General features: G+C 72.6%; 21 protein-coding genes. 10 read left to right on the top strand and 11 right to left on the bottom strand.

Annotated elements, in window-relative coordinates:
* Nucleotides 1-111: 111 nt before the first annotated feature.
* On the bottom strand, nucleotides 112-900 hold the full coding sequence (locus tag ACGFNI_RS26945) for an SAM-dependent methyltransferase (RefSeq protein WP_393687386.1): 789 nt from the start codon (nucleotides 898-900) through the stop codon (nucleotides 112-114).
* Nucleotides 901-1,818: 918 nt separating this feature from the next.
* Nucleotides 1,819-1,989 carry a hypothetical protein gene (locus ACGFNI_RS26950; protein WP_393687245.1) on the bottom strand — a complete coding sequence of 57 codons (171 nt, stop codon included), beginning with the start codon at nucleotides 1,987-1,989 and terminating at the stop codon, nucleotides 1,819-1,821.
* 628 nt (nucleotides 1,990-2,617) lie between these two features.
* Between ACGFNI_RS26950 and ACGFNI_RS26955 the strand changes: the two genes are divergently transcribed.
* Entirely contained in the window at nucleotides 2,618-3,355 is a 738-nt protein-coding gene (locus ACGFNI_RS26955) for an SDR family oxidoreductase (RefSeq protein WP_393687246.1), read from the top strand.
* Between the two features lie 29 nt (nucleotides 3,356-3,384).
* Here the strand turns inward: ACGFNI_RS26955 and ACGFNI_RS26960 are convergent, their stop codons facing one another.
* On the bottom strand, nucleotides 3,385-4,338 hold the full coding sequence (locus tag ACGFNI_RS26960; protein ID WP_393687247.1) for an MBL fold metallo-hydrolase: 954 nt from the start codon (nucleotides 4,336-4,338) through the stop codon (nucleotides 3,385-3,387).
* A 149-nt stretch (nucleotides 4,339-4,487) separates the two neighbouring features.
* Here ACGFNI_RS26960 and ACGFNI_RS26965 point away from each other — a divergent pair, with 149 nt between their 5' ends.
* The 3 genes from ACGFNI_RS26965 (at nucleotide 4,488) to ACGFNI_RS26975 (ending at nucleotide 6,751) form a co-directional block, all read left to right on the top strand.
* Complete coding sequence (locus tag ACGFNI_RS26965) at nucleotides 4,488-4,697, top strand: hypothetical protein (protein WP_393687248.1); 210 nt, start codon at nucleotides 4,488-4,490, stop codon at nucleotides 4,695-4,697.
* Entirely contained in the window at nucleotides 4,684-6,084 is a 1,401-nt protein-coding gene (locus ACGFNI_RS26970) for an amidase (protein ID WP_393687249.1), read from the top strand. Before ACGFNI_RS26965 ends, ACGFNI_RS26970 begins: the two co-directional genes overlap by 14 nt.
* A 94-nt stretch (nucleotides 6,085-6,178) precedes the next feature.
* Nucleotides 6,179-6,751 carry a TetR/AcrR family transcriptional regulator gene (locus ACGFNI_RS26975; protein ID WP_393687250.1) on the top strand — a complete coding sequence of 191 codons (573 nt, stop codon included), beginning with the start codon at nucleotides 6,179-6,181 and terminating at the stop codon, nucleotides 6,749-6,751.
* A gap of 87 nt (nucleotides 6,752-6,838) precedes the next feature.
* Here ACGFNI_RS26975 and ACGFNI_RS26980 read toward each other — a convergent pair whose 3' ends face one another.
* The 3 genes from ACGFNI_RS26980 to ACGFNI_RS26990 all read right to left on the bottom strand — a co-directional run bounded on the left by ACGFNI_RS26980 (nucleotide 6,839) and on the right by ACGFNI_RS26990 (nucleotide 10,102).
* On the bottom strand, nucleotides 6,839-8,305 hold the full coding sequence (locus ACGFNI_RS26980; RefSeq protein WP_393687251.1) for a prealbumin-like fold domain-containing protein: 1,467 nt from the start codon (nucleotides 8,303-8,305) through the stop codon (nucleotides 6,839-6,841).
* Between the two features lie 380 nt (nucleotides 8,306-8,685).
* Nucleotides 8,686-8,904: a ferredoxin gene (locus ACGFNI_RS26985; RefSeq protein ID WP_393687252.1), complete on the bottom strand. Its 219-nt coding sequence runs from the start codon at nucleotides 8,902-8,904 to the stop codon at nucleotides 8,686-8,688.
* Between the two features lie 7 nt (nucleotides 8,905-8,911).
* Nucleotides 8,912-10,102, bottom strand: coding sequence for a cytochrome P450 (locus tag ACGFNI_RS26990; protein ID WP_393687253.1), 1,191 nt, complete (start codon nucleotides 10,100-10,102; stop codon nucleotides 8,912-8,914).
* A 113-nt stretch (nucleotides 10,103-10,215) separates the two neighbouring features.
* Between ACGFNI_RS26990 and ACGFNI_RS26995 the strand changes: the two genes are divergently transcribed.
* From ACGFNI_RS26995 to ACGFNI_RS27005, 3 genes are all read left to right on the top strand, one after another.
* Nucleotides 10,216-10,821 carry a TetR/AcrR family transcriptional regulator gene (locus tag ACGFNI_RS26995; protein ID WP_393687254.1) on the top strand — a complete coding sequence of 202 codons (606 nt, stop codon included), beginning with the start codon at nucleotides 10,216-10,218 and terminating at the stop codon, nucleotides 10,819-10,821.
* Nucleotides 10,822-10,888: 67 nt separating this feature from the next.
* Complete coding sequence (locus ACGFNI_RS27000; RefSeq protein ID WP_393687255.1) at nucleotides 10,889-12,316, top strand: hypothetical protein; 1,428 nt, start codon at nucleotides 10,889-10,891, stop codon at nucleotides 12,314-12,316.
* A 98-nt stretch (nucleotides 12,317-12,414) separates the two neighbouring features.
* Complete coding sequence (locus ACGFNI_RS27005; RefSeq protein WP_393687256.1) at nucleotides 12,415-12,645, top strand: DUF6296 family protein; 231 nt, start codon at nucleotides 12,415-12,417, stop codon at nucleotides 12,643-12,645.
* Nucleotides 12,646-12,670: 25 nt separating this feature from the next.
* Here ACGFNI_RS27005 and ACGFNI_RS27010 read toward each other — a convergent pair whose 3' ends face one another.
* From ACGFNI_RS27010 to ACGFNI_RS27020, 3 genes are all read right to left on the bottom strand, one after another.
* Nucleotides 12,671-16,447, bottom strand: coding sequence for a hypothetical protein (locus ACGFNI_RS27010; protein ID WP_393687257.1), 3,777 nt, complete (start codon nucleotides 16,445-16,447; stop codon nucleotides 12,671-12,673).
* A gap of 382 nt (nucleotides 16,448-16,829) precedes the next feature.
* The gene (locus ACGFNI_RS27015; protein ID WP_393687258.1) at nucleotides 16,830-17,513 is read right to left on the bottom strand and encodes a DUF4232 domain-containing protein; all 684 of its coding nucleotides are present in this window, start codon (nucleotides 17,511-17,513) and stop codon (nucleotides 16,830-16,832) included.
* Between the two features lie 146 nt (nucleotides 17,514-17,659).
* Nucleotides 17,660-20,395 carry a BTAD domain-containing putative transcriptional regulator gene (locus tag ACGFNI_RS27020; protein ID WP_393687259.1) on the bottom strand — a complete coding sequence of 912 codons (2,736 nt, stop codon included), beginning with the start codon at nucleotides 20,393-20,395 and terminating at the stop codon, nucleotides 17,660-17,662.
* A 209-nt stretch (nucleotides 20,396-20,604) separates the two neighbouring features.
* Here ACGFNI_RS27020 and ACGFNI_RS27025 point away from each other — a divergent pair, with 209 nt between their 5' ends.
* The gene (locus tag ACGFNI_RS27025; protein WP_393687387.1) at nucleotides 20,605-21,981 is read left to right on the top strand and encodes an alkaline phosphatase; all 1,377 of its coding nucleotides are present in this window, start codon (nucleotides 20,605-20,607) and stop codon (nucleotides 21,979-21,981) included.
* Nucleotides 21,982-22,084: 103 nt separating this feature from the next.
* On the opposite strand, the gene ACGFNI_RS27030 is transcribed toward ACGFNI_RS27025, so the two are convergent.
* Complete coding sequence (locus ACGFNI_RS27030; RefSeq protein ID WP_393687260.1) at nucleotides 22,085-22,579, bottom strand: MarR family winged helix-turn-helix transcriptional regulator; 495 nt, start codon at nucleotides 22,577-22,579, stop codon at nucleotides 22,085-22,087.
* Between the two features lie 291 nt (nucleotides 22,580-22,870).
* Between ACGFNI_RS27030 and ACGFNI_RS27035 the strand changes: the two genes are divergently transcribed.
* Complete coding sequence (locus ACGFNI_RS27035) at nucleotides 22,871-24,328, top strand: MFS transporter (RefSeq protein ID WP_393687261.1); 1,458 nt, start codon at nucleotides 22,871-22,873, stop codon at nucleotides 24,326-24,328.
* A gap of 28 nt (nucleotides 24,329-24,356) precedes the next feature.
* Complete coding sequence (locus ACGFNI_RS27040; protein ID WP_393687388.1) at nucleotides 24,357-25,154, top strand: SDR family NAD(P)-dependent oxidoreductase; 798 nt, start codon at nucleotides 24,357-24,359, stop codon at nucleotides 25,152-25,154.
* Between the two features lie 66 nt (nucleotides 25,155-25,220).
* On the opposite strand, the gene ACGFNI_RS27045 is transcribed toward ACGFNI_RS27040, so the two are convergent.
* Nucleotides 25,221-26,375, bottom strand: a complete 1,155-nt coding sequence (locus tag ACGFNI_RS27045) for a magnesium and cobalt transport protein CorA (protein WP_393687262.1) — start codon at nucleotides 26,373-26,375, stop codon at nucleotides 25,221-25,223.
* Between the last annotated feature and the right edge of the window lie 216 nt (nucleotides 26,376-26,591).

Raw genomic sequence — 26,591 nt, forward strand, 5'->3', positions numbered from 1 at the left:
CACCTCCAGTCGGGCCCATTGTTCGTCCGTCAGATCTCCACGAGCCATATCAAGACCGTTTCACAGACTTGATCAATATCTCAAACACGCCCTAGGACAGCGCCCGGCCGGCTATCCGACGCGTGCCACACCGCCGTACCCGATCCATTCCCGGGTGGCCTGTCGAGGGGAGAGGTCGGTGTCAGGGCGCCACTGCGACACATCGACCGGAGCGGTGCATTCCGCCGGTTCCAGACCGTCGAAGTAGCGATCGACCTCGGCGAAGGAGCGGACTCTGCCCCACCGTCCGCCGGTCGTCCGGTGCATGAATTCCGTGGCCTCGCGCCGTAACGCCGCGTTGTCGCTGGCGAGTTGGGCGATTGCCAGGTAACTGCCTGACGGTAAGCGGTCCGCGACGTCGCGCAGCAGCCGCCAGGGGTCGTCGCGGTCCGGGACGCAGTGCAGTACGGAGACGAAGAGGGCGGCGACCGGTTGGTCGCACCGGATGAGCCGACGCACCTCGGGGTTCTCGAAGATCTTGTCGGTGTCCCGCAGGTCCGCGTCCACCACGGCGGTCGTCGCGAGGTTTTCCTGGAGCATCATCCGCCCGTGGGCGAGCACCATGGGGTCGTTGTCGAGGTAGACCACCCGGGTGTCAGGTGCGACGTCCTGGGCGACCTGATGGACGTTGGGGCGGGTCGGCAGCCCTGATCCGTGGTCGATGAATTGCCGGATTCCGCATTCCGCCGTGAGATACCGCACGGCGCGCAGGAGGAACGCCCTGTTGATGAGGGCGAGTTCCCGGGTGCTCGGCGCGATGCGCAGGAGTTCCGCGCAGGCTGTGCGGTCGCAGGAGAAGTTATCCGTACCGCCGATAAGATAGTCGTACATTCTTGCCACGCTGGGTGTACTGACATCGATGGAAATGTGGTTCTCCCCGCGCCGTGCGTCCGTCTCGCAGTTGCTCTCCGCGAGACGCGCAGGACTGATCGCCTAAGCCATCCATGCTAGAAGTAACCCCCCGCACGGACTAGTTCGTCCGCCGTGCACGAGGGGCCACGCAGGGGGAATCGGCCGCTTTGCAGGGGAGGGGTGTGCCCCGGCGTACGCGGTCGCGCGGACGTGAATTCCGATGTGCGGTGCGGGTTATGGTGCACGCATATGCCGGAAGAATGCAGCGCGGGTATATCGGGGACTACATGGCGCATACCGGCGACGATTCCGATTGCGTGCCGCCGATGTTGGTGAGGTCCGCCGCCCGGTGTATCGACGGGCCGATGCCGCGGCGGGGGAGCCGGGGACGGCCCGGTGGCAGGGGAGGGACGGTCGGGCCCGCGTCGGGGCGGCTTTGCGTTCCGACAGAGGTGAGCGGGGCGGGCAGCCGTCCGATGGCGGCGCTCCGGCGGCGGGCCCGGTACGGCTCCCTTCAGCACCGATGCCGGATCCCGGGGCCGGTACGGGGTAACTGCCGCCCGACGCCGATGCTTTCGAGCCGGTGGCGACGTAGCGGGAGTGAACGCCCCGTCGGCCGGTGCGTGCCGTACGGGAGCGACACCCGCTCCGGGCGCTCCGCCGGCGGGGTTCGCGCCCGCGGTGGCCGTGCCGGGTGCCGTGGCGGCGGGCGGAGATCCGCCGGTGGCCTCGGCGTGCGGGTGGCGGCGCGTCGGGCCGTGCCGTCGGTTGCGGGCGCTCCGGGGGAGGGGAGGAATTCCTGTGCGATCAAGAAAGCTTGTTGCACGCCGTTTCACAATGGCCGAAAGCGAGCTGCCTGCCCGCTGGGTCCTTCGGCGGCGGCAGGTCGCTGCCGGCGCACCGCGATGCGCCGGCAGCGGCCGGGTGTTACGGGCGCCGGACCCGCAGGTACATCACCCGGGTCTGGTCCCACCACAGCGTGGGAATCAGGGCGATGAGGGCCTTCGCCGGGAGCGTGAGGCCACGCCGTGCGGCAGCCGCCACCAGCGTGGCGGCCAGGACGGAACTCCGGCGCACGGTGCGGGCGAAAGCGCGCACGGTGGCTGTTTGCGCGCAGGAAAACGGCGGAATGCTACGGTCGGGAAACTCCGGAAGTCGGCTGGTCCGCTTCCGGTTTGCGCGTTCGGTCATCTCGAACCCCTTCAAGGTCGATGGGCGGACGCGTAAGAGGTGCCTCCTTGTGTGGCACCTCCCAAGGGCTTCGAGGCGGGCGATCAACCCCTCGAAGCCCTTCGTGCTGTCCTGCGCTGCAACGTAGCCAGCCGCGTGTCGCGTTCGCCATCGCCGTGATCCCGGTGAAAGCGGAATGATCTTGTGTGGTTGCGGAGTCCGCTCATCGCCTCAACGGGACGTCAAAGGCGCGAATTCCTTCACTTTCGATCGAGCGTGGTCAACGGTGAAAGGGTGAGCGGGAATTGGATGCGGCAACGTTTCAGTGGGCCAGGGATCGGACACCTTTATCGGTCATCCAAAAGGAGTAGCTGGGCGCCCCGGCTGTCCGGCCCCCGTGCAAGTGCACCGGGAGGACCGGCTGTTGGCCTCCGACCAGGCCGGGCGCGAGGGCTGGTGTGTCCGCCGACCCCCGGCATCGCAGTGGCGCCGCTGTCTCTACTGTGGTGGCAGGGCCGCGGGCCGCCCGTGTGCCCCTTTCCGGAAGGAGTCCTCCATGTCGGGGATTGAAGGCAAGGTCGTCGTGATCACCGGTGCGAGCAGTGGCATCGGCGAAGCCACCGCGCTGCTGCTGGCCGAGCGCGGTGCCAAGGTCGTGCTCGGGGCACGCAGACCGGAGCGGCTCGAAGCCCTGGCCGCCCGTATCGCGGAGTCCGGCGGCGAAGCGGTCTGGGCGCGCACGGACGTCAAGCGGCGCGCGGACCTGGCCGCCCTCGTCCAACTGGCCCGCGACCGCTTCGGGAAGACCGACGTCCTCGTCAGCAACGCCGGGGTCGGTCTGATCTCGCCCCTGGACGATCTGCGCGTCGAGGACTGGGAGGAGATGATCGACGTCAACCTCAAGGGCGTGCTGTACGGGATCGCCGCGGCGCTGCCCGTCTTCCGGGAGCAGGGCTTCGGTCACTTCGTCAACGTCGTCTCCACCTCCGGGCTGCGCATCGTCCCGCTCCAGTCGGTGTACGCGGGCACGAAGAACGCCGTCCGCACCATCTCCGAGGGACTGCGCCAGGAAGCGGGCGACAGGCTGCGCGTGACCGTCGTCTCGCCGGGCTTCGTCCACACGGACTTCGCGCAGGCCATGCCGCTGCCGGAGGTGAAGGCCCGCATCGTGGACCGGATGGAGGAGATCGCCATCCCGCCGGCCGCGGTGGCCCGCGCCATCGCCTTCGCCGTCGAGCAGCCGGACGGTGTGGACGTGGGGGACATCGTGGTGCGTCCTACGGCGCAGGACTAGGGGGTGTCCGAACTGGCGCCGGAAGGAGGTCAGTTGGCGTAGTGATCGCCGGGTTCCGGAGCTGATGGCGGGGGCGGGGTGGTGCCGGGGACCGGTGTGAGGCGGTAGGCGGTTCCTTCGGGGGTGACGAGGCCGGCGGTCGGGGCGGGGAAGTGGCTGCCCAGGAGCAGGGTGTCGGTGCCGGCGAGCGCGTCGAGGAGAGTGCGGCGGCTGCGGACGGCGCGGGCGGGGTCGGTGTCGACGCAACTGGTGATGCCGGGGTGGCGGAGCTGTACGGGGTGGTGGATGCAGTCGCCGGTGATGACGGCTGACCGGCCGCGGCTGCGGAGCTGTACGGCGACCTGTCCCGGGGTGTGGCCGGGGGTGGGCAACAGGCTGATGCCGGGGGCCACTTCGGTGCCCGCGTCCGGCACGTCGATCAGGTCGAGCAGGCCGGCCTCGCGGACCGGGTGGACGGAGTCGCGGAACATCTGGGCGCGGGGCTCGTCCAGGTCGGCGTGCGCCCAGTGGTCCCATTCGGCGCGGGCGGTCAGGTACCTGGCGTTCGGGAAGGTGGGCACCCATGTCCCGCCGTCGGCACGGGTGTTCCAGCCGACGTGGTCGGTGTGCAGGTGGGTCAGGACGACCAGGTCGATGCTCTCGGGGGGGAAGCCCGCCGCGGTGAGCCGCCCGAGGTAGTCGGTGTCCAGCTGGTGCCAGGCCGGGTTGGCCCGGGTCTTGCCGTTGCCGATTCCGGTGTCGACGAGGATGCGCAGGCCGTCCGCGTCGATGGCGAAGCTGTGGCTGGCCAGGCGCAGGGCGCCCTCGGGGCCGGCGAAGTCCGGATGGAGCCAGGGGGCGAGGCGTACGGCGTCCGGGGTGGCGTCGGGCAGCAGCCAGGGGCCGGTCTGCGGGGGGAGGGCCACTTCGTCGATGCGGTGGACGCGCAGGTCGCCGACGGCCCAAGTGGGCGCGGAATCAGGGGTGTTGGGGGAGGAGGGCAACGGGGCTCCTTGGGTGTGCGGGGTGCATGGACGCCTTTAAAGCATCGTCTTTGCGTTAGTGGACGGTATGCCGTACGGTGCCGTTAATGCAAATACGAAGCTTTTGTGGATCGGGTGCCGCCCGCTCCGCGTCGCGAAGGGACCTGCCGATGACCACTGCTGACCTCCTCCCGCATGAAGTGTCCCCATGGGCCCTGAGGGCCGGTCTGCCGCTCGCGGTGGAGCGGCTCGACCCGGTGTCCGCCACGGCCAACCACATCCAGGGCGTCATCGCCGCCCTGTGCGACCTCGACTTCGCGGAGACCGCGCCCGCCGCGGCGTACCTCGCGGGGGAGGAGCTGTCCGATGCAGCCGTATGAGCTGACGCTCGCCGCCGCGGCGCAGGCGCTCGCCGCCGGACGGCTTACGCCCACCGAGCTGACCGAGTCGTTCCTGGAGCGGATCGAGGACGTGGAGGGGCACCTGGGGGCGTATGTGACGGTCCGCGCGCAGGCCGCGCGCACGGCGGCGGCGCAAGCGGGCCGGGACATCGCGGCCGGCCGGTACCGCGGCCCACTGCACGGCATCCCCATGGGCCTCAAGGACCTCATCGACGTCGCCGGGCTGCCGACCACGGCCAGCTCCCGGGTCCGTGCGGACCACACGGCGAGCGCCGACAGCACGGTCGCGGCGCGCCTGAAGGGCGCAGGGGCGGTGCTCATCGGCAAGACCCACACCCATGAGTTCGCGTACGGGCTGACGACGCCGCAGACCCGTAACGCGTGGGCCCCCGACCGGGTGGCCGGCGGGTCGAGCGGCGGCTCGGCCGTCGCGGTCGCGGCGGGCGAGGCGGCCTTCGCGCTGGGCACGGACACCGGCGGTTCCATCCGGGTTCCGGCGGCGCTCAACGGCGTCGTCGGGCTCAAACCCACCTACGGGTCGGTGCCGGTGCAGGGCGTGACGCCGCTGTCGTGGTCCCTGGACCACGTCGGCCCGATCACGCGCACGGTCGAGGACGCCGCGCTGGTGCTGGACGTGCTGACGGGGCGGCAACCAGGCGATGAAGTACGGGAGTTGGGGGTGTCTCGGCTACGCCCGCAGGGTGTGGCTGAGGACTTGACCGGGCTGCGGGTCGGCGTGCCCGCGAACTATTACTTCGACCGGGTCGACCCGGAGGTGGCGGCGGCGGTCCGCGCGGCCATCGGCCATCTGGAGCGGCTCGGGGCGGAGTTGGTGGACGTCGGCATTCCGATGGCCGATTACATCCAGGCCACCGCGTGGGGCCTCATGGTGCCCGAGGCCACGGCCTACCACGAGCGGACGCTGCGGACCTCCCCCGAGCTGTACACGGCCGACGTCCGGGTCCTGCTGGAGGCCGGTGCGCTCGTCTCCGCGGGCGACTACCTGCGCGCACAGCGCTCCCGCACGCTGATGCGGCGCGCCTGGGCTGAGGTGTTCGACGCGGTGGACGTCATCGCGGCGCCGACGGTGCCGTGCGTGGCCGCGCGCAGCGACCAGGAGACGGTGCGGTGGGCGGACGGGTCCACCGAGAGCGTGAGCGACAGCTACGTCAGGCTGTCGGCTCCGGCGAACATCACGGGGCTGCCCTCGCTGTCGCTGCCCGTCGGGCTGGACGGCGCGGGGCTGCCCATCGGCATGCAGCTGATCGGCAGGCCGTTCGGCGAGGCCGCGATCCTCGGCGCCGGTCGCGCCTTCGAGGCGACCCGCAGTGACGGGGCGCGGCTCGCTCCGGTCGCCGCCGCGTGAGGCAGCCGGGGGCGGAGGGGGCCGCCCGTTTCGGCGGTCCGGGGCGGGGACGACGTCGCCATATCGCGCAATCGCTTTGCGTTAAGGTGGTGGGATGAGTCCCAGAGCAGCGGCCCGCCCCGGCGGGCGCAGTGCCCGTGTGCAGCAGGCGGTGCACACGGCGGTGCGCGATCTCCAGGCGGAAGACGGCGGAGCCGACCTCACCGTGCCCCAGATCGCCGGGCGGGCCGGTGTCACCCCGTCGACGATCTACCGCCGCTGGGGCAGCCTCCAGGAACTGCTGTCGGACGTCGCGGTGGAGCGGCTGCGGCCCGAAGCGCCGCCTGCCGACCTCGGGAGCCTGCGCGCGGACCTGGAACACTGGGCCGCCGATTTCCTGGAGGAGATGTCCTCCCCGCCGGGCCGCTCCTACATCCGCGCCGCGCTCGCCGGCGATCCGGACGGCGGCAATGCCGGGCAGTGCTCCGCGTACGCCGTCGAGCAGGTCGAGATCATCATCGGGCGGGCCGCCGGGCGCGGTGAGCACGTGCCGGACAGCGAGATCGTGATGGACCACGTCGTGGCCCCGATGATGTACCGCATCCTCTTCCGCCCGGGACTCCTTGACGCGCAGTACGCCCGCGAGCTGGTCGCCACGGTCTTCTACCGGCTGATGCCGTTGCCGTGACGCGGTTGTTGTGACGTCCGTTGCCGTGACGTCCGTTGCCGTGCCGCCCGCACGGCGGCCCGTGGACCGCCGTGCGGGACGGGCCGGTTACGAGCCGTTCGTGGACCTGCGGCGCCTGGCCAGGGCCAGCGCTCCGCCGCCTGCCACGACCAGGGCGGCGGCGCCCGCGGCGAGGTAGGGGGTGGAGCCGGCGCCGGTGCGGGCCAGTTGGCCGCCGCTCGGGACGACGGCCGCTGGGGCCGGCTTCTCGGGCCGCGGCTGCTCGGGGGTGGCCGGCGGCGATGCGGGTGTCGTCGGCGAGGGGGTGGGCACGGCGTTGTCCCACACCGTGATCACCTGCTGCTCACCGGACTTGGCCTCGATGCGCCGGGGCTCCTTGTCGAGCTGGTAGCCGGCGGGCGCCTTGGTCTCGACGATCCAGTACGTGCCGGCGGGCAGGTCGACGGGCTGGGACCTGCCGTCCTTGCCGGTGGTGACGGTGGTGATCGACTTGCCGGGCGCGCCGTTGTCGTCGGCGTGGATCTCGTACGTCGCCGGGGAGGAGACGGCCTCGCCGGTGCCACGGTCCTTCTTGACGGTGATCACGATGGCGGCGGGCTGGAAGGCGATCTCGCCGGCGGCGGGGAGCGGCTTCTGCCGGGCCTCGAAGTAGACCAGGCGCTGCATGGGCTTGCCGTGCACCGTGTGGTCGGTGTGCCAGAAGGTGGGCGAGTTGATCGAGACCTTGGCCTCGAACTTCGCCCCCGCCTTGGTGCCGGGCTTGTCGGGCGTGAAGCGGAACGTCGCCTTGCCCTGGGTGTCGGTGCTGCCCACCGTGCCCGGTGCCTGCGGCTTGGCGATGTTGGTCAGCTCCGTGGTGTTCACGGGGATGCCGGCGGCCGGCTCGCCGTTGCGCGCCACCTTGACCGTGAGGGACTTCTCCTCCGGGGTCCGCTCGTAGGGGTAGGTCTTCCCCGAGCCCTCGACGCTGACGGTGTACGGGGTGGCGTCGACCTTGCGGATCTCGGTCCGCAGGCGGTTGAAGGCGGCGACTACGGGCGCCGTGTCGACCTTCGCGTCGGCGCCGTATCCGGCGATGGCGCCCTTCGGCATCCCCTTGTCCAGCCAGGTACCCCACGGCAGCTTCTCGCCGTTGTACCCGTTCTCGTCGATGCCGTCGTGCGCGGCCAGCGCCCACGTCACCAGGGCGGCGGCGGCCGACTGGTTGCGGCCTTCGACGGTGTCGGGCAGCTTGCCGTACTTGGCTGCCAGTTCCGCCAGTTGGGCCTTGGTGTCCTCGCTGAGCTGCTTCGGCGCGCCGGTCTTCTCGTAGCCGTTGTCGGTGCCGTCCGGGCCGTACCACGCGAGGTCGAGGCAGAGCGCGTGGCTGCCGTTGTCCAGGACGTGTGTGCCGGTCCACATGGCGGTGTGCTTGCCGGTCCGCAGGTGCCAGCCGACGGCCCTGCCCTTGTGCCCCTCACGGTCCGTGGCGAACGCCGCGCCCGCCGGCAGCACGGTGGCACCCGCCACCCCCATCACCACGGCCACCGCACCGATGGCCGAAAGTCTCTTCATTCGAGCTGTGTGCATGAATCCCTGCCCCCTCGTCACGTGGGCCGCCCGGTACGGGCTCAAGCCCCTCCACCCGCGGTCGCACAGCACGGGCGACGCAAGGACATGGCGAACGTCCCGGCTGTCCCGCCCGGCTGCCCCGCAGACTGCCACAGAAAAGTACGACGTTCGGGGCATGTCAAAGGAAGTGTGCGCAATCAAGCCCATCCGGACGGGACGGGCGGGAGGTATCGGGGGCTTGCGGGGTGCCGCGGGCCCCTCGGTGGCGCGAGATCAACATTACGTAGCGTCAGGAATGGGGTGAGATAAGGGAGTTCGTATCAGGGGGCGGGGCGGGGCGGGTGCGGTGCTTGCCGGGCCCGCCCCGCGATGGGGCTGGCGTCTTACGGGCGCGGCCCGACCTCCTCCCCGTTCTCCCGCACGGTGATGGCCATCGCCGGGCAGATGTCCGCGGCGTCCAGGGCCCGTTCGTCGCCCGCCGTGACCTCGTCGCGCACCGGCCGGGAGTGGGTGCCGTCGAGCGTGAACAGATCGGGTGCGATGCCCGCGCACATGCCTGACGCGATGCAGCGTTCCGGGGCGACTTCCACCTGCCAGGTCATCGGCGCCTCACCATCCCACCGGCATGACGCGCGGACCGCGCACCAGCATCTCGGTCTTCCACGTGATGTCCCCGGCCAGATGCAGGCCGGGGAAGCGGCTGATGAGGGCGCCGAGCGCCTCCTGGAGCTCCAGCCGGGCCAGTTGCGCGCCCAGGCAGTGGTGGACGCCGTGACCGAAGCCGAGGTGCTGGTTGCCGGCCCGGGAGAGGTCCAGGGTGCCGGGCGAGCTGAAGCGCAGCGCGTCGCGGTTGGCGGCTCCCACGGCGACCAGGACGGGGGTGCCGGCCCGGACGAGGGTGCCGCCGACCTCGATGTCCTCGGTGGCGTAACGGGGTTGACCCGCACCGCTGCCCAGCGGGACGAAGCGCATCAGCTCCTCCACCGCGGTGGTGATCAGCTCAGGCTCGGCGCGCAGCCGCGCGAGTTCACCGGGGTGGTCCAGCAGGGTGTGCACGAAGTTGGGAATCTGCGTCGCGGTGGTCTCGTGCCCGGCGACCAGGATGCCCACGCACAGGTCGACGAGCTCCAGCTCGCTCAGCCGGTCGTCGGCGTCCCGCGCGTCGATCAGCGCCGTCATCAGGTCGTCCTGCGGATCGCGCCGGTGCGCGTCGATCAACTGGGCCATGTAGGCGCGCAGTTCGTCGCGGTTGCGGTCGAACTCCTCGGCGGTCAGCGAGCTGGTCGACAGCGCGGCGTCGCTCCACGCACGGAACTTGGGCCGGTCCTCGACGGGCACGCCCAGCATCCGGCAGATCACCGCGACCGGTATCGGCAGGGCGAAGCGGTCGACGAGGTCGGCGGGCGGCCCGGCGGCCTCCAGTTCGTCCAGCAGGTCCTTCGTCAACTCGCGTACCTGCGGCCGGAGTTTCTCCACGTTGCGGACCGTGAACGCCTTGGCGACCAGGGACCGCAGCCGGGTGTGCTCGGGCGGGTCCATGCTCAGAATGCCGCTGTTGCGCTGGCCTTCGGACTGCCGCGGTTCGTCGTGCTCGGCTGCCAGGGCGCGGCTGAACCGCAGATCGCCGAGGACGAGCCTGGCGTCGGCGTAACGGGTGACCAGCCAGGCAGGATCGCCGTACGTCATGCGGACCTGCACCAGGCCGGGGGTGTCGCGGGCCTGCTCGTACGCGTCGGAAAGGGTCAGCGTATCGGCCGTGTTGAAGGGATAGGTGAGGGGCGCTGTGTCGGCTGCGGTCATGGTGACCTCCCTTGTGTAAGCACCTGCTTACAAATGACGTTAGGCCGCCGGCCCCCGTGGGTCAATGACACAAATGGCCGTATCCTGGCGGGCCTTCGGTAAGGAGCGTGGTGATGGCGAAGTCCGCCGAGAGTCCGGCAGGTCAGCCCCGCAGGGACGCGCGGGCCACCCGGCAGCGGCTGCTGGAGGCGGCGGCCGACCTGTTCGCCGAGCGCGGCTACGAAGCGGCGACGGTCCGCGACATCGCGGCCCGTGCCGGCGTCAACCAGGCCCTGCTGTTCCGCTACTTCGGTTCGAAGAACGCGCTGCTCACCGAGGTGATGGCGCACAGCGGCCAGGAACAGCTGCGCAACACACCGCCCGAGCAGCTCTTCGAGGTCGCGCTGCGCGGCATCCTCACCAACACCGGCAAGGACCCCCACGACCGTTCGCTCGCGGTCTACCTGCGCTCCATCGGCAGCCACGACGAGGCCGCCGAAGCGGTGCAGGCCCTGGGCGACGAGTACGCGGACACCCTGGCCACGCTCTCCCGGGCCGACGACGCCCCGCTCCGCGCCGACCTCGCGATGGCCTGGCTGCTGGGTATCGGCCTGATGCGGGTGGTCGTTGCCAAGGAGCCCCTGGCCAGCGCGGACCCCGACGAGGTCTGCACGCTGGTGCGGGGCATGCTGGGCCGGCTCCTGGACGGCCTGCCGCCGCAGGACGGCGACGAGCGGTGACGACACGGACGAGGCCGGGCCCGGTGCCGCGCCCGGCGGCAGCGGGGCACCGGGCGGGGCGGCGGCGATGAACGACGGGGCGTCCTTCCGGGCCGACGCGCAGGACAACGGCCGGATCCAGCAGGCCGGCCGGGACCTGAACATCACCTACCGGTACGGCACGGACGAGGCGGGCGATGCGGTCCCGCTCGTCCCGGATGACCTGCTGGCCGCCTTCGCCGCGGCGCCGCTGCCCGTACACGTCCTGTCACCGCGGGCGCTCGCCGCGGTCCCGCTGCCGGGGATCCCCGTGGAACGGCTGGAATCAGCCGTAGGCGCGCTGCCGGTCACCGTGGTGGGGACCGCGGAGGCGGACGGCACGGCGGGCGGGGACACCGCGCCGCCGGTGCCGTGCATCCGGCCGGACGCCGCCGTTCCGGCACAGGGGGCGCGGCGCCTGCCCGACGAGGCCCGTGCCCGGCTCGACTCCTGCGCCGGCGCGTTGCTCGACCGCGCGCTGCTCCGCGCGGCCGAAGGCACGGCGCCCGACCTGCTCGCGCCGCACGTGCGGGCACTGCTGTGGCGCTCAGGCGGCGACCGCACGGCGGCACTCGCGGCCGGGCGCCGGATCAGGGACGCGTACCGGTGGTGCGGCCGGTACGAGGAGGCGCTGCCGTTCGCCGCGCGGATCGCGGAGTGCGCCCCGGCCGATGAGGCGGCCGGCGACCTGCGGATCGCGGACGGCCTGGCCCTCGGCGAACTGCACACCCGCTGCGGCGACTTCGCCGAGGCCGACGCCGTGCTGCGGCCCGTGCTGGCACAGGCCGAGCAGGAGGTGAGCGCCCGTGGGCTGACCCTGGCGGGGCACACCGGGCCGAGCCTGGCCGAACTGTTCCGGGAGAACGTGGCAGGACCGTTCACCGGCAAGCTGTCCACCGTCGACTGCGAGGTGCTCGCGCGCGCAGCCGACGTGCTGTACGCGGTGGCCGACGCCCGGTACGGGCTGCGGCGCTACGCCGAGAGCGAGCGGCTGCTGCACTCGGCCGCCGGGCTGCGCTGGCGGGTCCTGGGCGGGGCGCATCCGGCGCGGATGCTCGCCCAGCTGAGCCGGGCCAGGGCGCTGGGCAGGCAGCGCCTGTGGCACGAGGCCATGTCCCTGGTCCATGACGCCCTCGCCTTCCGGGACGCCGACGCGCTGGACCGGGACCATCCGCGTGACGGCGCGCTGGTGCGCTCCCTGCACGCCGAGGTGACGGCGGCTGCGGTCCGCTCGCTGCGCGAGGAGGGCACCGCCCGCACCCGGGGCGTCGGGATCTTTCCGGCGCCCGTGGTGCGCTTCCTGGACTCGACCATGGGCAACGGCAAGCCGGAGAAGCTCACCTCCCACGACGCCGGGCGGCTGGCGCGCGAGGCGGCGGACGCCTGCGAGCGCGCCTTCGGCCCCGGCCACCCGCGGACCCGGGCGGCCCGGGAGCTGCTGGAGCGGGAGACCGGCGACGGGGCGACGGCTCCGTAGCGGGGCCGCCCGCCGTGCTCCTCAGGCGGGGCGGCCCGGCGTGAGGGACGATGGAGAAGCACTGCGACCGCCGTCGCCGACCCTTGCGGAGCGCCCCCATGGATTACCCGGAAGGCTATGAGCTGGTGTTTCAGGCGGCTGCCGTCGAGGACGACGTGGTGATCGTCCGGCGTACGGCGGCTGCGGGCGCGGGCGGGTACCCGATCTACGAGGATGAGACCGGGATCGTTCGCGCGGAGATCAGCGAGCGCGGCGAGGTCCGCATGCTCGCCAGCGGCGGTCACCAGGACGTCGGCGTCCCCCTCCTCGTCCGCCCGCTCACCCCCTGAGGCCGGCCCGCGGCGCCCGGGGGTTTCAGCAGGTGGGGCGGTAGGGGACGGCCGGCAGGTAGGAGCGCCACTCCGCCGGGGACAGGCCGCCGTGGGCGCGCCGGCACAGGGTGCGGGCGGCGCGGTCGGGGGCGGCGGTGTAGGTCTGGAGCGGGGTGTGCCGGCCGGCCGTGCGCAGGCTCTTCCCGTCGGGGGTGAAGGCCACGGCGAGCAGCGGATCGCCGGGCAGGGTGGGCAGGGCGTCGCCCAGGGGCTGGTTGGAGCCGGTGTCCCACAGCCGCAGGGTGCCGTGGTCGCCCGCCGTCGCCAGGGTGTCACCGTCGGGCGCGAACGCGAGGGCCGTGACGGCCTCCTGACCGCCCGCGCCGCTTCCGCCCTCGGTGGCAGGCAGCTCCCCGAGGCGGCGCTCGGCCAGGCCGTCCCAGAGGGTGACCCGGCCCGCCGAGTCGCCGGCGGCCAGCAGGCGGCCGTCCGGGCTGAAGGCGATCACCGTGGTGGTCCCGCCGGTCAGGGACTGGCGGGAGACGCGGCGGGAGGCGAGGCCGACGAGCCGGCCCGAGGTGTTCGCGCCCACCCCGATGACGAAGCGGCGGCCGTCGGGATGGGCCGCCAGCAGCTGGCCGCTCACCGTGCCGAGCGAGCGGACGGCGGCCTTGCCGGCGTCCCAGACCTTGACGGCTTCGGCGCCGTCGGAGAGCAGCAGGGACCTGCCGTGCGCGGTGAACAGCGCCTGCGACACCCGTGTGCCGCCCCGGCCCTTCAGCGCCGGGGGAGTGGCGACCGGCCGGCGCGTGTCCGCGTCCCACACGTGGACCCGTCCGTTCACCGGCAGGTGGCGACGCCCGCCCGCCTGTGACGCGGTCTCGGCACCGTAGGCCAGCCGGCGTCCTTGGGGTCCGAAGGAGAGGAAGGGGAAGATCTCGCACCGGTCGTGCGGGGGGCTGACCGGCGGCGTGCAGGGTTCGCGTGAGGGCAGCGTCGTCGTCTTCCCGGTGCGCGCGTCCAGCAGCCGGAACTCCGCGCCGCCGTCCCGCTCCCGTGCCGTGGCGAGCCGGTCGGCCCCGGCGCTGAACTCGGCCTCCGCCACCGGAGGTTCGCCGGGCGGCCGGGCGGCGGGCGGCGTGAGGGACAGGGTGCGGACCGCGCCGCCGCCGACGTACCGCAGCACCTGCCGGCCGGTGTCCATCCGCAGGTGCGTCACCTCTTCGTTGGGGATCGGGTAGCGCAGCACCGGAGCGCCGGGCCTGCTGGTGCGCCACACGAGGATCTCGTCGGTGTCCCGGCCCGCCAGGAGGCTGCCGTCCGGGCTCAGCTGCATGTCCGTCAGCCCGGAGTGCCCGACCCGCCACAGCCTGCGCCCCGAGGTGAGGTCGCGGGCCTCGGCGCCCGCACCGTCGGCCAGGTTCAGCAGCGCCCGCCCGTCGTGGGTGAACCGGGGCACCCCGGAACCGCACGGCTTCGGCGACCAGGGCAGCCGCTTCCTGCGGTGCCGTGCCACATCCCACACCTCGGGCGCGGAGTGCGGCGTACACACCGCGACGTACCGGTCGTCCGGGCTGACCGCGCCCTCGTAGTACTCCGTCCCGTCCGGCCCGGTGTGCCGGGGCAGGTGCTGCCGGAAGAGCGGGCGGCCGTGCCGCCAGTCCCACAGCTCGAAGGAACCGGGGCTCAGGGACAGCAGCGTCCTGCCGCTGTCGCCGAACACCGGCAGGCCGTCGGCGGTCAGGACGTGCCGTTCCGTCCGGGTGCCGGTGGTGCGGAACACGCGCAGGCCGCCCGGGTTGTGCTCCATGGCGACGGCCCCGCCGTCCCGCGTGGCCGCCTGGAGCAGGTGCAGGGAGATGTCCGCCGCGGTGGCCCGGTGGGACGGGAGTTCGCGGTGGGTGCGGACGTCCCAGCGGCGTATGCGGTCCCGGTCCGGGTACAGGAGGGTGCGCCCGTCGTCGGTGAGGACGGGGTCCGACGCCTCGTCCGACGGGTTGGTCCCGTCCGGCAGCGGCATGGCGTCCACCTCGCGCCGCGCCAGCGCGCCCAGGACCGCCCCGCGGGTCTCGGGGGTACGGGCCAGCCGCCAGGCGGCGACGCTCAGCCGGGTGGCGCGCACCGGGTCGGTGGCGCGGAGACCGGCGGCGACGGAGGCGATGCGGCGGGCTTCGGACTGGGCGTGCTGCCGGTCGGTGTCGCGCTTCTGCTGCCAGGCGAGGGTGCCCGCCACCAGGAGCAGCGCGCACAGCGTGGCCAGCGCGGCGAAGGCGCCACGGGTACGGCGTGCGGCGCGGGCCGCGTGGGCGCGCTCCGCCGCGTGGGCGTCGAGGCCCGCGTCGAGGAAGGCCGCCTCCAACGGGTTCAGCGTGCCGCGCTCGTCGGCGGTGAAGCTCTCCTGCGCGCGGGCCAGCCGGGTGCCGCGGTACAGGGCGCCGGGGTCGCGGTCGAGTTCCTGCCAGGCGGCGGCGTCGCGGGTGAGCTGCCGGTGCAGCCGCATCCGTTCGCGTTCCTCGCCGATCCAGCCGTGCAGGCGCGGCCAGGCCGTGATGACCGCTTCGTGGGCGAGCCTGACGTGGCCGTCGTCCAGGGTGAGCAGCCGGGCGCGGGCCAGGCGGTCGAGGACGGCGGCGCTGTCGGCGCCGCCCTGAAGGCGGTCGAACTCCGCGCGCGGGGCGGGGCGGTGGGTGTCCTGGGTGCCGTTGCCCGGCGCGACGAGGCGCAGCAGGACGTGCCGCGCGAGGTCGGCCTGCGCGGGGCCGAGCCGGTGGTAGGCGTCGTCGGCGGTGCGCGCGATGGCGCCGTGCAGGCCGCCGGCCGCTTCGTACGCCTGGAGCGTCAGCGTGCGTCCGCGCCGCCGGTGCCAGGTCTCCCGCAGCGCGTGGGAGAGCAGCGGCAGCGCGCCGGGCTCGTGCTCGACGTCCTCGACGATGCGGGCGGTCAGGTCCCGTTCGACGGTCAGCCCGCAGGCGGTGGCGGGGCGCACCACGGCTTCCCGGTACTGCGCGCGGTCCATGGGGCCGACCAGCAAGGTGGCGTCCTTGAGCGCGGCGGCCAGGCCGCCGTGCTGGGCACAGCGCCCGAAGAAGTCGGCCCGTACCGCCAGGACCACCCGCAGCCGGCTGTCGGCGTCGCGGGCGGCGAGCAGCCGCTCCAGGAACGCGTCCCGCTCCCCGGGGTCGGCGCAGAGGGTGAACAGTTCCTCGAACTGGTCGACCAGCAGCCAGGTTTCGCCCGGCCCGGTGGCCGGCTCCAGGCGCCTGCCGTGGGCGAGCGGATGCGGCCCCGGAGTGAGGATGCGGACGGCCGCAGGCGGGACCTCGCCGCTGTCCTGCGGCCGGCGGACGCGGGGGACCAGGCCGGCCCGCAGCAGGGAGGACTTCCCGCTGCCCGACGCCCCCACCAGGGCGCTGACGCGGTGCCCGCGGGCCATCCGCGTCAGCTGCGAGGTCAGTTCGTCGCGGCCGAAGAACAGTTCCGCGTCGCCCGGTTCGAAGCGGGCGAGACCGCGGTAGGGGGGATCGGCGTCCTCGTCGTGCGGCGCGGGCAGCCTGGCCAGTTCCTCGTCGGCCTCCTCCCACCGCTGCCGCCAGTACCCGGTGTCGCCCTGGCAGGCGCTCACGTAGGCGAGCAGGACCGGCAGCGTCGGCAGCCGCTCACCGGCCGCGGCCTGCGACAGCGTCCCCGCGGAGTATCCGGCGCGGCGCGCCATGGCCCGGTAGGCGGGAGTGCCTGCCTCGTCGCGGAGCTTGCGCAGTTCGTGGGCGAACCGCTGCACCGGTCCCGACTGCGGATCGATCGGATTCTCCGGGCGCCCCACGCGTCATTCCCCCACTTCCCGTCGGCACGAACGGCCACCCTAAGGACGGCGCGGACGGCGGGCAACTGCGGTCGCGGCTCACTTCACCATTGATCGGTGCTGCTCAGAGCGCTGCCAAACAACTCCGCCGGTGATGGAATCGGGTTGTTCCGACACGGCGCCGGCAGTCCTGCCCACGGCGCCGTGCGCGGACCGGGGCTCCGCACGGAGGTGTGGGTGTCCGTGATCGCGAGCTTGCGTGGCGAGCGCCGAGGCCCGTACGGGGGTCGGGCCCGGCGACCGCGGGACGCACGGCGCGGGGGAGATCCGGACGGCCCGGGGGAGGGAGGCGGCAGGGCCTCCCTCCCCGTGTGTGCGGGCCGTCGTGGGCGGCGCGTTCCGGTCAGAAGTCGTACGGCTTGGCGGTGTTCCAGTTCGTGACGTCGGCTTCGGACCAGCTGAACTTCGACGCGGCGCCCTTGCCGTCGAGCGCGTCGTGCTCCACGGCCGGTCCGGTGTCGCCGGTCCGGTCGCGCAGGGCTATGGACACGTTCGTCGACGTGTGGGCGCCGGAGCCGTAGGCGAAGAGGTTCACGGCGGAGTAGACCGTGCCGCCGGGCCGGATCGTGATCCGCTTCCCGCTGCCAGGGGCGTCCTTGGACGAGTGGACCAGGGCCTTCGATGCGTCCCCGAGCATGACGGACGGGTACGACGTGACCCAGCAGGGCTTGCTGCCGGCGTTCCGCGCGGTGATCAGCAGGTGCTCGCCCTGCTGCTTCGGGAACCGGTGCAGCACGCCGTACGAGATCCCGTTGCCGTGGCACTGCCCGTCCTGGGCGGCGGTGGCCTTGCCGGAGCCGTCGTGCGCGCCGGAACCCGACGTGCCCTGATCACCGGAGACCGGGGACGAGTTCGCCTCCGCCGCGCCGCCCTTCGCCGTCGCCGAGGTGTCGGCAGTGTTGCTGCTGCGGCTCGCGTCGGACTTCGTGCCGCCGGCGCCGTCCGAGCCGCCGCACGCGGTCAGGCTCAGGGCCAGGGCAGCGGTGGCGGCGGCCAGGACGGTGGTGCGGATACGGGTCGTACGCATGAGACTTCCCCCGGGTCGGGTGGGGCGCAAGAGGTTTCCTGCTCTGGAACCAGCTTGGCCGGTCCCGTTGGCGTTCCACTCACGTCTCACTTACGTCCCACTGACACCACGCAGCAGCACGCCCCGCGGACATCACGGCCGGTGGCTCAGCTCCGCTCCAGGAGCCGCATCACCGCCGTGTCGTACCGCACCTGGAGCTCCACGTCGGCCGACACCCGCAGCAGGACACCCAACGCCCGTACCGCACCGTCGTCGTAACCGCACGCCTCCGCCTCGCGTGCCGCTGCGTCGAGCCGCCGGATGCCCTCGGCCTCCTCGCCCATCCCCAGCAGCGCCTCACCGGCCGCCGTGCGCAGCAGCACCCGGGAGGCCACCGAGGTGTCCGACGCGTCGCCCAGCGCCTGCGCGGCGGCGGACGTGTCCAGGGCCGCCTGCCATTGCGCGGTGTCCAGTTGATGCCGGGTGAGGTGGTAGAGGGCCAGCCGCTCGGTGTGCCAGTCACCGGCGCCGCAGGCCAGCCGCGCCGCCCGCGCGCAGCCTTCCGCCGCCTCGTCAGGGCTGCCGAGCGCCGCCTGCGCGAGCGACAGGTTGACCAGCGCGGTCGCCTCGCCGCGCGGATCACCGGCCCGGGAGGCGAGCGCCGGGGCGGCCTCCAGATGGACCAACGCCTCCTGGGTGCGGCCCTCTTCGGTCAGCACCCAGCCGAGCAGCGCGAGGATCCGGGACTGCGCACGCGGGTCGGCGTCGGCCCGCGCCGCCTCAAGTGCCGTCTCCAGCACGGGGGCCCAGCCGTCGCGGACCCGCCACACGATCTGCGGCCACAGGGCCAGGGCGAGCCGCCAGGTCCTGCTGTGCAGCCCGGCGGCGTGCGCGGCGGCCACCGCCAGCGTCAGGTCGTCACGTTCGGCCGCGTACCAGGCCATGGCCTGCTCACGGTCAGCGAACTCCCGCACCGCGCACGGCGGGTGGAAGTCGGCGGGCAGCGTGAAGCACGACTCGTCGCCCGGCTCCGCCGCGTCGGCCGCGGCCAGGGCGGTGGCCACACCGTGATCGAGCACCCGCACCAGGGTGCCGGCGTCCGTGTCGAGGTCGCGCGCGTACAGCCGTACGAGGTCGTGCAGCATCCAGCGGTCCGGCGCGGTGCGGGTGACGAGGTGGGCCGCGGTGAGCCGGTCCAGCGCGGCATCGGCCGCGGCCAGGCCGGTGCCGGCCAGCGCCGCCGCCGTGTACCTGTCGACGTGCGTGCCGGGGTACCGGCCGAGGTGCGCGAAGTGCCGTGCGGCGTCGGCGGGCAGCCGGTGCACGGTGAGCCGCAGCGCGGCCCGTACGCCGGTGTCCTCCACGTCGAGGAGGCTCAGGCGGCGCGACTCGTCGGACAGTTCGGTGCTCATCGTGCTCAGGGACCGGTCCGGCTGGTCGGCCAGCCGGGCGGCGGTCACCCGGAGCGCCAGGGGGAGCCCGCCGCACAGCTCGGCGAGCCGCCGGGCGGCCACCGCCTCCGCGAGCACCCGCTCCTTGCCGAGCACCGCGGCGAGCAGGGCGGTGCTGTCCTCCGGTTCGAGTACGTCGACGGGCACGGGCCGGGCGGCGTCGGATGCGATCAGGCCGCGCAGCCGGTCCCGGCTGGTGACCACTGTGACGCAGCGGGTGCCGCCCGGCAGCAGATCCCTGACCTGCTCGGAGCCGCGCGCGTTGTCGAGCACGACGAGGAGCTGACGGTCGGCGGCCAGGGACCGGAACAGCGCGGATGCGGCGCCTGCCGACTCCGGTATCCGGCGCGGCGCGACCCCCAGCGCCAGCAGGAACTCGCGCAGCACCTCGACGAGGGTCGGCTCGCCGGTATCGCTGAAGCCGCGCAGATCGGCGTAGAGCAGTCCGCCGGGAAACCGGTCGCGGTTGTGGTGGGCCCAGTGCACCACGAGCGCCGTCTTGCCCACGCCTGCGGGCCCGGTGACCAGGCAGACGGGCGCCTCGCCCGCGGCGGCCCTGGACAGCGCGGTCAGCTCGCCCGCCCGCCCGTGGAAGCCGCGCGGCATGCGGGGGAGCAGGTCGATCGTGCCCGGATGCAGGCCCGCAGGCGCCATCTGCGCGGTGCCGGGCGCCGGATGCGGTACGGGCGCAGGCGCCTGCGGCTCGTCGTCGTGCTCGCCGCGCAGCACCACCGCGTAGGCGTCCGCCAGCTCCCGTCCCGGGTCGACCCCCAACTCGTCGGCGAGCAGCCGCCGGGTGCGGTGGAACCAGTCGAGCGCCTCCGAGCGGCGCCCCGCACGCTGCAGTGCGCGCACCAGCCCGGCGGACAGCGACTCGCGCAGCGGATGGACGGCGGCCTCCGCACGCAGCACGGCGGCGGCCCGTGCGTGCTCGCCCATCCGCGTGTAGCCGCCGGCCAGCAGCTCCACGGTGGTCAGCCGCAGTTCCTCCAGCGCGTGCGCGGCGGCCTGCAGCGGCTGGCTCGGATACGCGCCGGTCAGCGCGGGCCCCTGCCACAGCGACAGCGCCTCCTGGAACATCGACACCGCGTCGGCCGGCACCCGCTGGCCGCGGGCCAGCGTCACCAACTCCTCGAAGCGGTGGGCGTCCAGCAGGCTCTCCGGCATCCGCAGCACATACGCCGCGTTCCTGGTGACCAGTTCGACGCCGAACATCTCGGCGTCCGCGCCGGCGAACAGGACCCGCAGGCGCGACACATGGCCCTGGATGACGCTGCGGGCCTGCGGCGGCGGTTCGTGGTCCCACAGCGCGGCCGTCAGCTGATCCACCGGAACGGGGTGGTTGGGACGCAGCAGCAGGGCGGCCAGCAGGCTGCGCCGCTTGGCGGGACCGAGCGGCAGCTCGCCGACCTCGGTGGCGACGGAAACCGCTCCGAGCAGCCGGAACTCCACTGATGTAACCCCTCCTGCGGAGAAAGAATCAGATTACCGGAGGGCGCGGCCCCCGGTCGGGGCAGCCGCGGGCCGGCCGCCCCGCCCTTTCCGGCTGCCCGCCCGTTGCCGGTACGACATCCGCACGCCACCCGGGGTACGCGCCGCCCTGTTGGGCTGTGGGCCTCACCGGCAGCCGGCCGGTGTCAGGAGAGGGAACACAGATGACCATGTCGCGTCCGCACCGTCACCGTTGGGCCTGGGGCACCGCCGCGCTCCTCGTCGCCGCCACGGCGGTCCCGGCCATGGCCGCCGCGTCGGATACGGGCGCCGCCGACGCACCGGCCGCCCTGTCGGCCCACGGCAAGAAGGCGAAGAACGTCATCCTGCTCATCGGCGACGGCATGGGCGACTCGGAGATCACTCTCGCCCGTGACTACACGGTGGGCGCCAACGGCCGGCTGAACATGGACCGCTTCCCGAAGACCGGCGCCTACACGACGTACGCGGTCGACGAGCACGGCAAGCCGGACTACGTCACCGACTCCGCGGCCAGCGGCACCGGCTGGGCCACCGGCCACAAGACCGTCAACGGCCGTATCTCCAAGACCCCGGACACCGACGAGCCGCTGCCGACGATCCTGGAGCTGGCCCAGCGCAACGGCCTGGCCACCGGCTCGGTCACCACCGCCGAACTGACCGACGCCACCCCCGCGGTGCTGGCCTCGCACGTCGGCGACCGCAGCTGTCAGGGCCCCGCCGACATGAAGAAGTGCCCGGCCGACACCCTCGGCAAGGGCGGCCTGGGATCCATCGCCGAGCAGAGCGTCAACCACAAGGTGGACGTCCTGCTGGGCGGCGGCAAGGGCCGCTTCGAGCAGACCGTCACCGAAGGCCCGTACAAGGGGAAGACCGTCACCCAGCAGGCCAGGAAGCTCGGTTACCAGGTCGTCACCGACGACAGGGGCCTGCGGGCCGTTAAGGGCGGCAAGCCGGTGCTCGGCCTCTTCGCGCCCGAGACCGTCCCGGTGGAGTGGACCGGCAAGCCCGCCGCGGTCGGCGGCACCGCGCCCCAGCGCTGCGTCACCGGCAACCCGGACCGGCCCGCGGGCACCCCGAGCCTGGAGCGGCAGACCCGCAAGGCCATCGACCTGCTGGAGGCCACGCAGCGCGGCGGGCACGGCAAGAAGCCGGGCAAGGGCTTCTTCCTCCAGGTCGAAGGCGCCTCCATCGACAAGCAGGACCACGCGGCCGACCCCTGCGGGCAGATCGGTGAAACCGCGGCGTTCGACCGTGCCGTCAAGGTCGCCCGCGACTACGCCGCGAAGCACCCCGACACCCTGGTCGTCACCACCGCCGACCACGGCCACAGCAGCCAGATAGTGCCGCTCGAAGCGACCCCGCCCGGCCTGTCCGCCACCCTGGTCACCAACGAGGGCGGCCGGCTGAAGGTCAACTACTCGACGAACACCCCCGGTCAGTCCCAGGAGCACACCGGCACCCAGGTCCGCATCGCCGCCCAGGGCCCCCTGTCGGACCGCGTGCTCGGCGTCACCAACCAGACCGACCTGTTCACCACCATCCGCACCGCCCTCACCCTCCGCTGACACCGGAGCCGGCCGAGGCCCGGGGGCGGAACGGTCCGCCCCCGGGCCCCTCACCGGTTCCGGAGCCCGGCGGACGCCTCGGCCGTGTCCCGCGCGCCCCGGCTCAGTCCGCTGCCGACGGGTTCTCCGTCCGGCCCTCGCGGAACCACGTGAGCCCTTCGAGCTGTTCGATGCTCTGGTTGAACTCGACCAGCAGGGTGAGGAATTGCTCGGTGCGCCGGCCCGTCCACCCGGTCGCCTCGATGAGGCGGGTGGCCCCGGCGCGGCTGATGGCGCGGTCGGCCTCCAGGCGTTCCAGGCCGAGTGCGGTGGGCCGGAACTTGCGGGCCATCCCGCCGTCGGGATCGGGGATGCGTTCCACAAGGCCGTTCCGGAGCATGGCGCTGACCTGGCGGTTGATGGTGGAGACGTCGACCTGGAAGGTGTGCGCCAGCTCCTTGAGCGTGAGCGGTTCGCCGACCTCGAGACGGGTGAGCAGGACGTAGGCCGAGCGTTCCAGGCTCTGGCCGATGCGGGGGCCGCGGGCGGCGACGAAATGCCGGGACAGCAAGGTCAGCTCCCGCTCCAGATCGCTCAGCCGACGCTCTTGCTCACTCATGTCCTTGGTCCTCTTCCACCGTTGGCTCCCCCTCATCATCGCGCATGCCCGCGCCGCGCCGGGGGCCACCACGACTGGCGTTGTGCACTATGCACGTCATGCGTATAGTGCACATCATGTGCACAGTACCTATCGAGTCCTGTGCGGCTACCCCTCCCCATGCGCCCCGGGCCCTGGAAGGCGCCCGGCCCGGCCCGAACGCACCCCGCGAACGGCGCGCACCACCTCCGGTCCCGCCAACCTCTGCCTTTCGGTGCCCCACGGGCGCCGGCCCGTCCAAGGAGCCCGCCGTTGTCAGCCAGTTCCACCCGCAGGAGGGGGCCGGGCGCGGTCACCGCCGTGATCGCGCTGAGCGGCGTCGTGGTGTCGCTCATGCAGACGCTCGTCGTCCCGGTCATCCCGCAGCTGCCTCGGCTGCTGCATGCCGAACCGTCCGACGCCTCCTGGGTGATCACCGCGACGCTCCTCGCGGCAGCCGTGGTGACACCCATCTCCGGGCGCCTCGGCGACATGTACGGCAAACGCCGGATCCTCATCGCCAGCCTGCTCGCGCTCGTCGCGGGATCCGTGGTGTGCGCCCTGTCCGACAGCCTGCTCCCGGCGATCACCGGGCGGGTGCTCCAGGGTCTGGCAACCGGCGTGGTCCCGGTCGGCATCAGCATCCTGCGTGACGAACTGCCGGCCGCCCGCGTCGGCGGCGCCGTGTCACTGGTCAGTGCGACCCTCGGCGTCGGCGGCGCGGTCGGCCTCCCCGTCTCCGCCGCCATCGTCCAATTCGCCCACTGGCACGTCCTGTTCTGGCTCTCCGCCGGCCTGGGGCTCGCCTGCCTCGTCCTGGTGATCGCCCTGCTGCCCGAATCCCCGCACCGGGCACCCGGACGGTTCGACACCCCCGGCGCGATCGGACTCGCCGCCGGCCTCGTGTGTCTGCTGCTGCCCGTCACCAAGGGCGGCGACTGGGGCTGGACGAGCGGCAGCACCATCGGACTCTTCGCGGGTGGCGCCGTGATCCTGGCGCTCTGGGCGGCCTACGAGATGCGCATATCCCGGCCGTTGGTGGACCTCCGGGTCACCGTGCGCAGGCCCGTGCTGTTCACCAACCTCGCCTCCGTACTCGTCGGCTTCGCCATGTACGCGATGTCGCTGACCCTGCCGCAGCTGCTCCAGTCGCCCGAGGCCACCGGATACGGGCTCGGGCAGTCCACGCTCGCGGCGGGGCTCGCCCTGGCGCCCGGCGGCCTGGTGATGATGGCCCTGTCACCCGTCTCCGCCCGCCTCACCGCCCGGCACGGTGCCCGCACCACGCTCCTCATCGGTGTCGGCGTCATCGGCGTCGGCTACGGGGCCGGAGTGCTGCTGATGTCCCAGGTGTGGCAGATCGTCCTCACCTCGATGGTCGTCAGCGCCGGCGTCGGCGTCGCCTACGCCGCGATGCCCGCCCTGATCATGGGCGCCGTACCGGTGACCGAGACGGCGTCGGCCAACGGCGTCAACGCGCTCATGCGGTCCATCGGCACCTCCACGTCCAGCGCGGTGATGGCCGCCATCCTGGCGAACACGACCATGCGGCTCGGCCCCGCCGAGGTACCGGCCGCCGACGGGTTCCGCATGACCTACGTCGTCGCGGTGCTCGCCGCGGCCGTCGGACTGCTCCTCACCCTCGCCGTCCCGCGCCCCCACCGCCCCACCGCCGGGCAGGACACCGGGCCCGTCACGGCACAGCCCGCAACCCCCACCGGACAACACTGAACGACCAGGAAAACGAAGGGACATGACCATGGAACGCCTCAAGGACAAGGTCGCGGTCGTCACCGGCGCGGGCAGCGGGATCGGACGCTCAGCCGCCGAACTGATGAGCCGTCAGGGCGCCAGGGTCGTGGTCGCCGACCACGACACCCGAGGCGCCGAGGAGACCGCCGCGATCATCGAGGCCGCGGGCGGCACGGCGCTGCCCGTCACCGTGGACGTCACCGACGAGGGCTCCATCGCCGACCTGGTCGCCGCGGCCGTCGGCGAGTTCGGCGGCCTGCACGTGCTGTGCAACCACGTCGGCGGAACCGACCCGCGCAAGGACCTGGACCTGCTGCGCATGGACATGGACGAATTCGACCGGGCCGTCACCCTCAACGTGCGCAGCACCCTCCTGGGCGCCCGGCACGCGGTGCCCCACATGATCCGCGCCGGCGGCGGATCCGTCATCAACACGGCCTCCGTGGCCGCACTCGTCGGCGACGTCCTGCAAACCTCCTACGGCGCCGTCAAGGCCGCGGTGGTCAGCGTCACGAAGTCGATCGCCGTCCAGTACGGGCCGCAGCGGGTGCGCTGCAACGCCGTCGCCCCCGGCGCGGTCATGACCCCCGCCCTGGAGAACAACCTGCCCGCCGACGTCGTCGAAGCGCTGAAGAAGGGCAACGCCCTCCCGTACCTCGGCTCTCCCGAGGACATCGGCCACACCATGGTCTTCCTCGCCTCCGACGAATCCCGCTACCTCACCGGCCAACTCCTCGTCGTCGACGGCGGCATGAGCATGCAGTCATCCGCGGCCCCCGGGCGGCGCGCCATGCTCCCCGGATGACGCCGGGGACGGAGCGGGCACCGCGGCCCGTGTCCGACACGTCGGCCGCAGTTCCCGCCTGACCGCTCAGAGCCAGCCCCGCCGCTTGAAGATGACGTACAAACTGGTACATACGATCGCCATGAGGATGATCGCGAAGGGGTATCCGAGTGCCCAGCGCAACTCCGGCATCCGCTCGAAGTTCATCCCGTAGATCGTGCCGACGAGCGTCGGCGCGAACAGGATCGCCGCCCACGATGAAATCTTCTTGATTTCCTCGTTCTGTTCGAAGCCGGCCTCGGCCAGGGCCCGCATTTCGGCGTTCTGCTGCTGGTTCACCAGGGTCGCGTTGACGGTGAGGATCTCCTGGAGTGCCTGCCGGAAACCGTCCACGCGCTCGGTGATGTGCAGGACGTGATCGGCCACGTCGCGCAGATAGCGGCGCAGTTCCTCGTCGATGCCGTATTTCTCGAAACCGGCGGTCAGGCCCTCCAGCATGCCGTTCAGCGGCCGGGTCGCGCGCTGGAACTCCACCAATTCGCGGGAGAGTTCATAGATGCGGCGGGAGACCCGCGGGTCGCCGCCGAAGACCTCGGTCTCGATTTCGTCGATGTCGTTCTGAATGCCGGCGACGACCGGCGCATAGCCGTCCACGACCGCGTCGAGGATCGCGTACAGGACCGCTTCGGGGCCGTGCTGGAGGAGTTCCGGGGCGTCTTCCATGCGGCGGCGTACGGCCGAGAGGTCGGGGGCACCGCCGTGCCGCACGGTGATGACGAAATCCGGGCCGACGAACAGATGCAGCTCGCCGAAGTCGACCTCCTCCGGGTCGTCCAGATAGCGCGCGGCGCGCAGCACGACGAACAGGGTGCCGCCGTACCGTTCCAGTTTCGGCCGCTGATGGGCTTCCAGGGCGTCTTCGACGGCGAGCTGATGGAGGTCGAATTCCGATGCGAGGGTGAGGAGTTCATCGCGGGAAGGGCGGTGCAGCCCGATCCAGGCGAGCGAATCAGAGGTGGCGCGCAGCTGCCGGAAGGTGCCGGAGAGTGTGTCGTGGGTGCTGATGCGGTGACCGTCGCGATAAAGGGCGGCGCTGATGACGCTGCTGGTTTCCGGCGGCGGTTCGGGCGGGCCCGCGGGCTCGTCGACCTCGGCGGGCGGCGGCTCCTGAGGCCGTCTTTTCGCGGGTTTGCGCAGGCCGCGCAGGCCGCGGTGGCGTCGGCCCGGAGTCTCGGAACTCATGAGGAAACGGACCTCCTTCTCGCGGGGGATGAATGGGCACACACCAGCTCGACGCAGGATATCTGCCGAGGCTGTCGGGACTGGTCAGGGCCCATGGTGCAGGATGGGACAGTGATGTGACGCGGTGTGTGCCGCGTCCGGCAAAGTTTGTATGTTTTATCCCTAGAATTGTTCGATGCAGACACCGCAGACAGGCAGTGCTCCCCCGAGTGAGGT

Source organism: Streptomyces sp. NPDC048644, from assembly GCF_043199105.1.
Classification (GTDB): domain Bacteria; phylum Actinomycetota; class Actinomycetes; order Streptomycetales; family Streptomycetaceae; genus Streptomyces.

Coding starts and splice junctions, on each gene's coding strand:
- ACGFNI_RS26955 (WP_393687246.1), top strand. CDS start 2,618: ATGTCGGGGATTGAAGGCAAGGTCGTCGTGATCACCGGTGCGAGCAGT.
- ACGFNI_RS26965 (WP_393687248.1), top strand. CDS start 4,488: ATGACCACTGCTGACCTCCTCCCGCATGAAGTGTCCCCATGGGCCCTG.
- ACGFNI_RS26970 (WP_393687249.1), top strand. CDS start 4,684: ATGCAGCCGTATGAGCTGACGCTCGCCGCCGCGGCGCAGGCGCTCGCC.
- ACGFNI_RS26975 (WP_393687250.1), top strand. CDS start 6,179: ATGAGTCCCAGAGCAGCGGCCCGCCCCGGCGGGCGCAGTGCCCGTGTG.
- ACGFNI_RS26980 (WP_393687251.1), bottom strand. CDS start 8,305: ATGAAGAGACTTTCGGCCATCGGTGCGGTGGCCGTGGTGATGGGGGTG.
- ACGFNI_RS26985 (WP_393687252.1), bottom strand. CDS start 8,904: ATGACCTGGCAGGTGGAAGTCGCCCCGGAACGCTGCATCGCGTCAGGC.
- ACGFNI_RS26990 (WP_393687253.1), bottom strand. CDS start 10,102: ATGACCGCAGCCGACACAGCGCCCCTCACCTATCCCTTCAACACGGCC.
- ACGFNI_RS26995 (WP_393687254.1), top strand. CDS start 10,216: ATGGCGAAGTCCGCCGAGAGTCCGGCAGGTCAGCCCCGCAGGGACGCG.
- ACGFNI_RS27000 (WP_393687255.1), top strand. CDS start 10,889: ATGAACGACGGGGCGTCCTTCCGGGCCGACGCGCAGGACAACGGCCGG.
- ACGFNI_RS27005 (WP_393687256.1), top strand. CDS start 12,415: ATGGATTACCCGGAAGGCTATGAGCTGGTGTTTCAGGCGGCTGCCGTC.
- ACGFNI_RS27015 (WP_393687258.1), bottom strand. CDS start 17,513: ATGCGTACGACCCGTATCCGCACCACCGTCCTGGCCGCCGCCACCGCT.
- ACGFNI_RS27025 (WP_393687387.1), top strand. CDS start 20,605: ATGTCGCGTCCGCACCGTCACCGTTGGGCCTGGGGCACCGCCGCGCTC.
- ACGFNI_RS27030 (WP_393687260.1), bottom strand. CDS start 22,579: ATGAGTGAGCAAGAGCGTCGGCTGAGCGATCTGGAGCGGGAGCTGACC.
- ACGFNI_RS27040 (WP_393687388.1), top strand. CDS start 24,357: ATGGAACGCCTCAAGGACAAGGTCGCGGTCGTCACCGGCGCGGGCAGC.
- ACGFNI_RS27045 (WP_393687262.1), bottom strand. CDS start 26,375: ATGAGTTCCGAGACTCCGGGCCGACGCCACCGCGGCCTGCGCGGCCTG.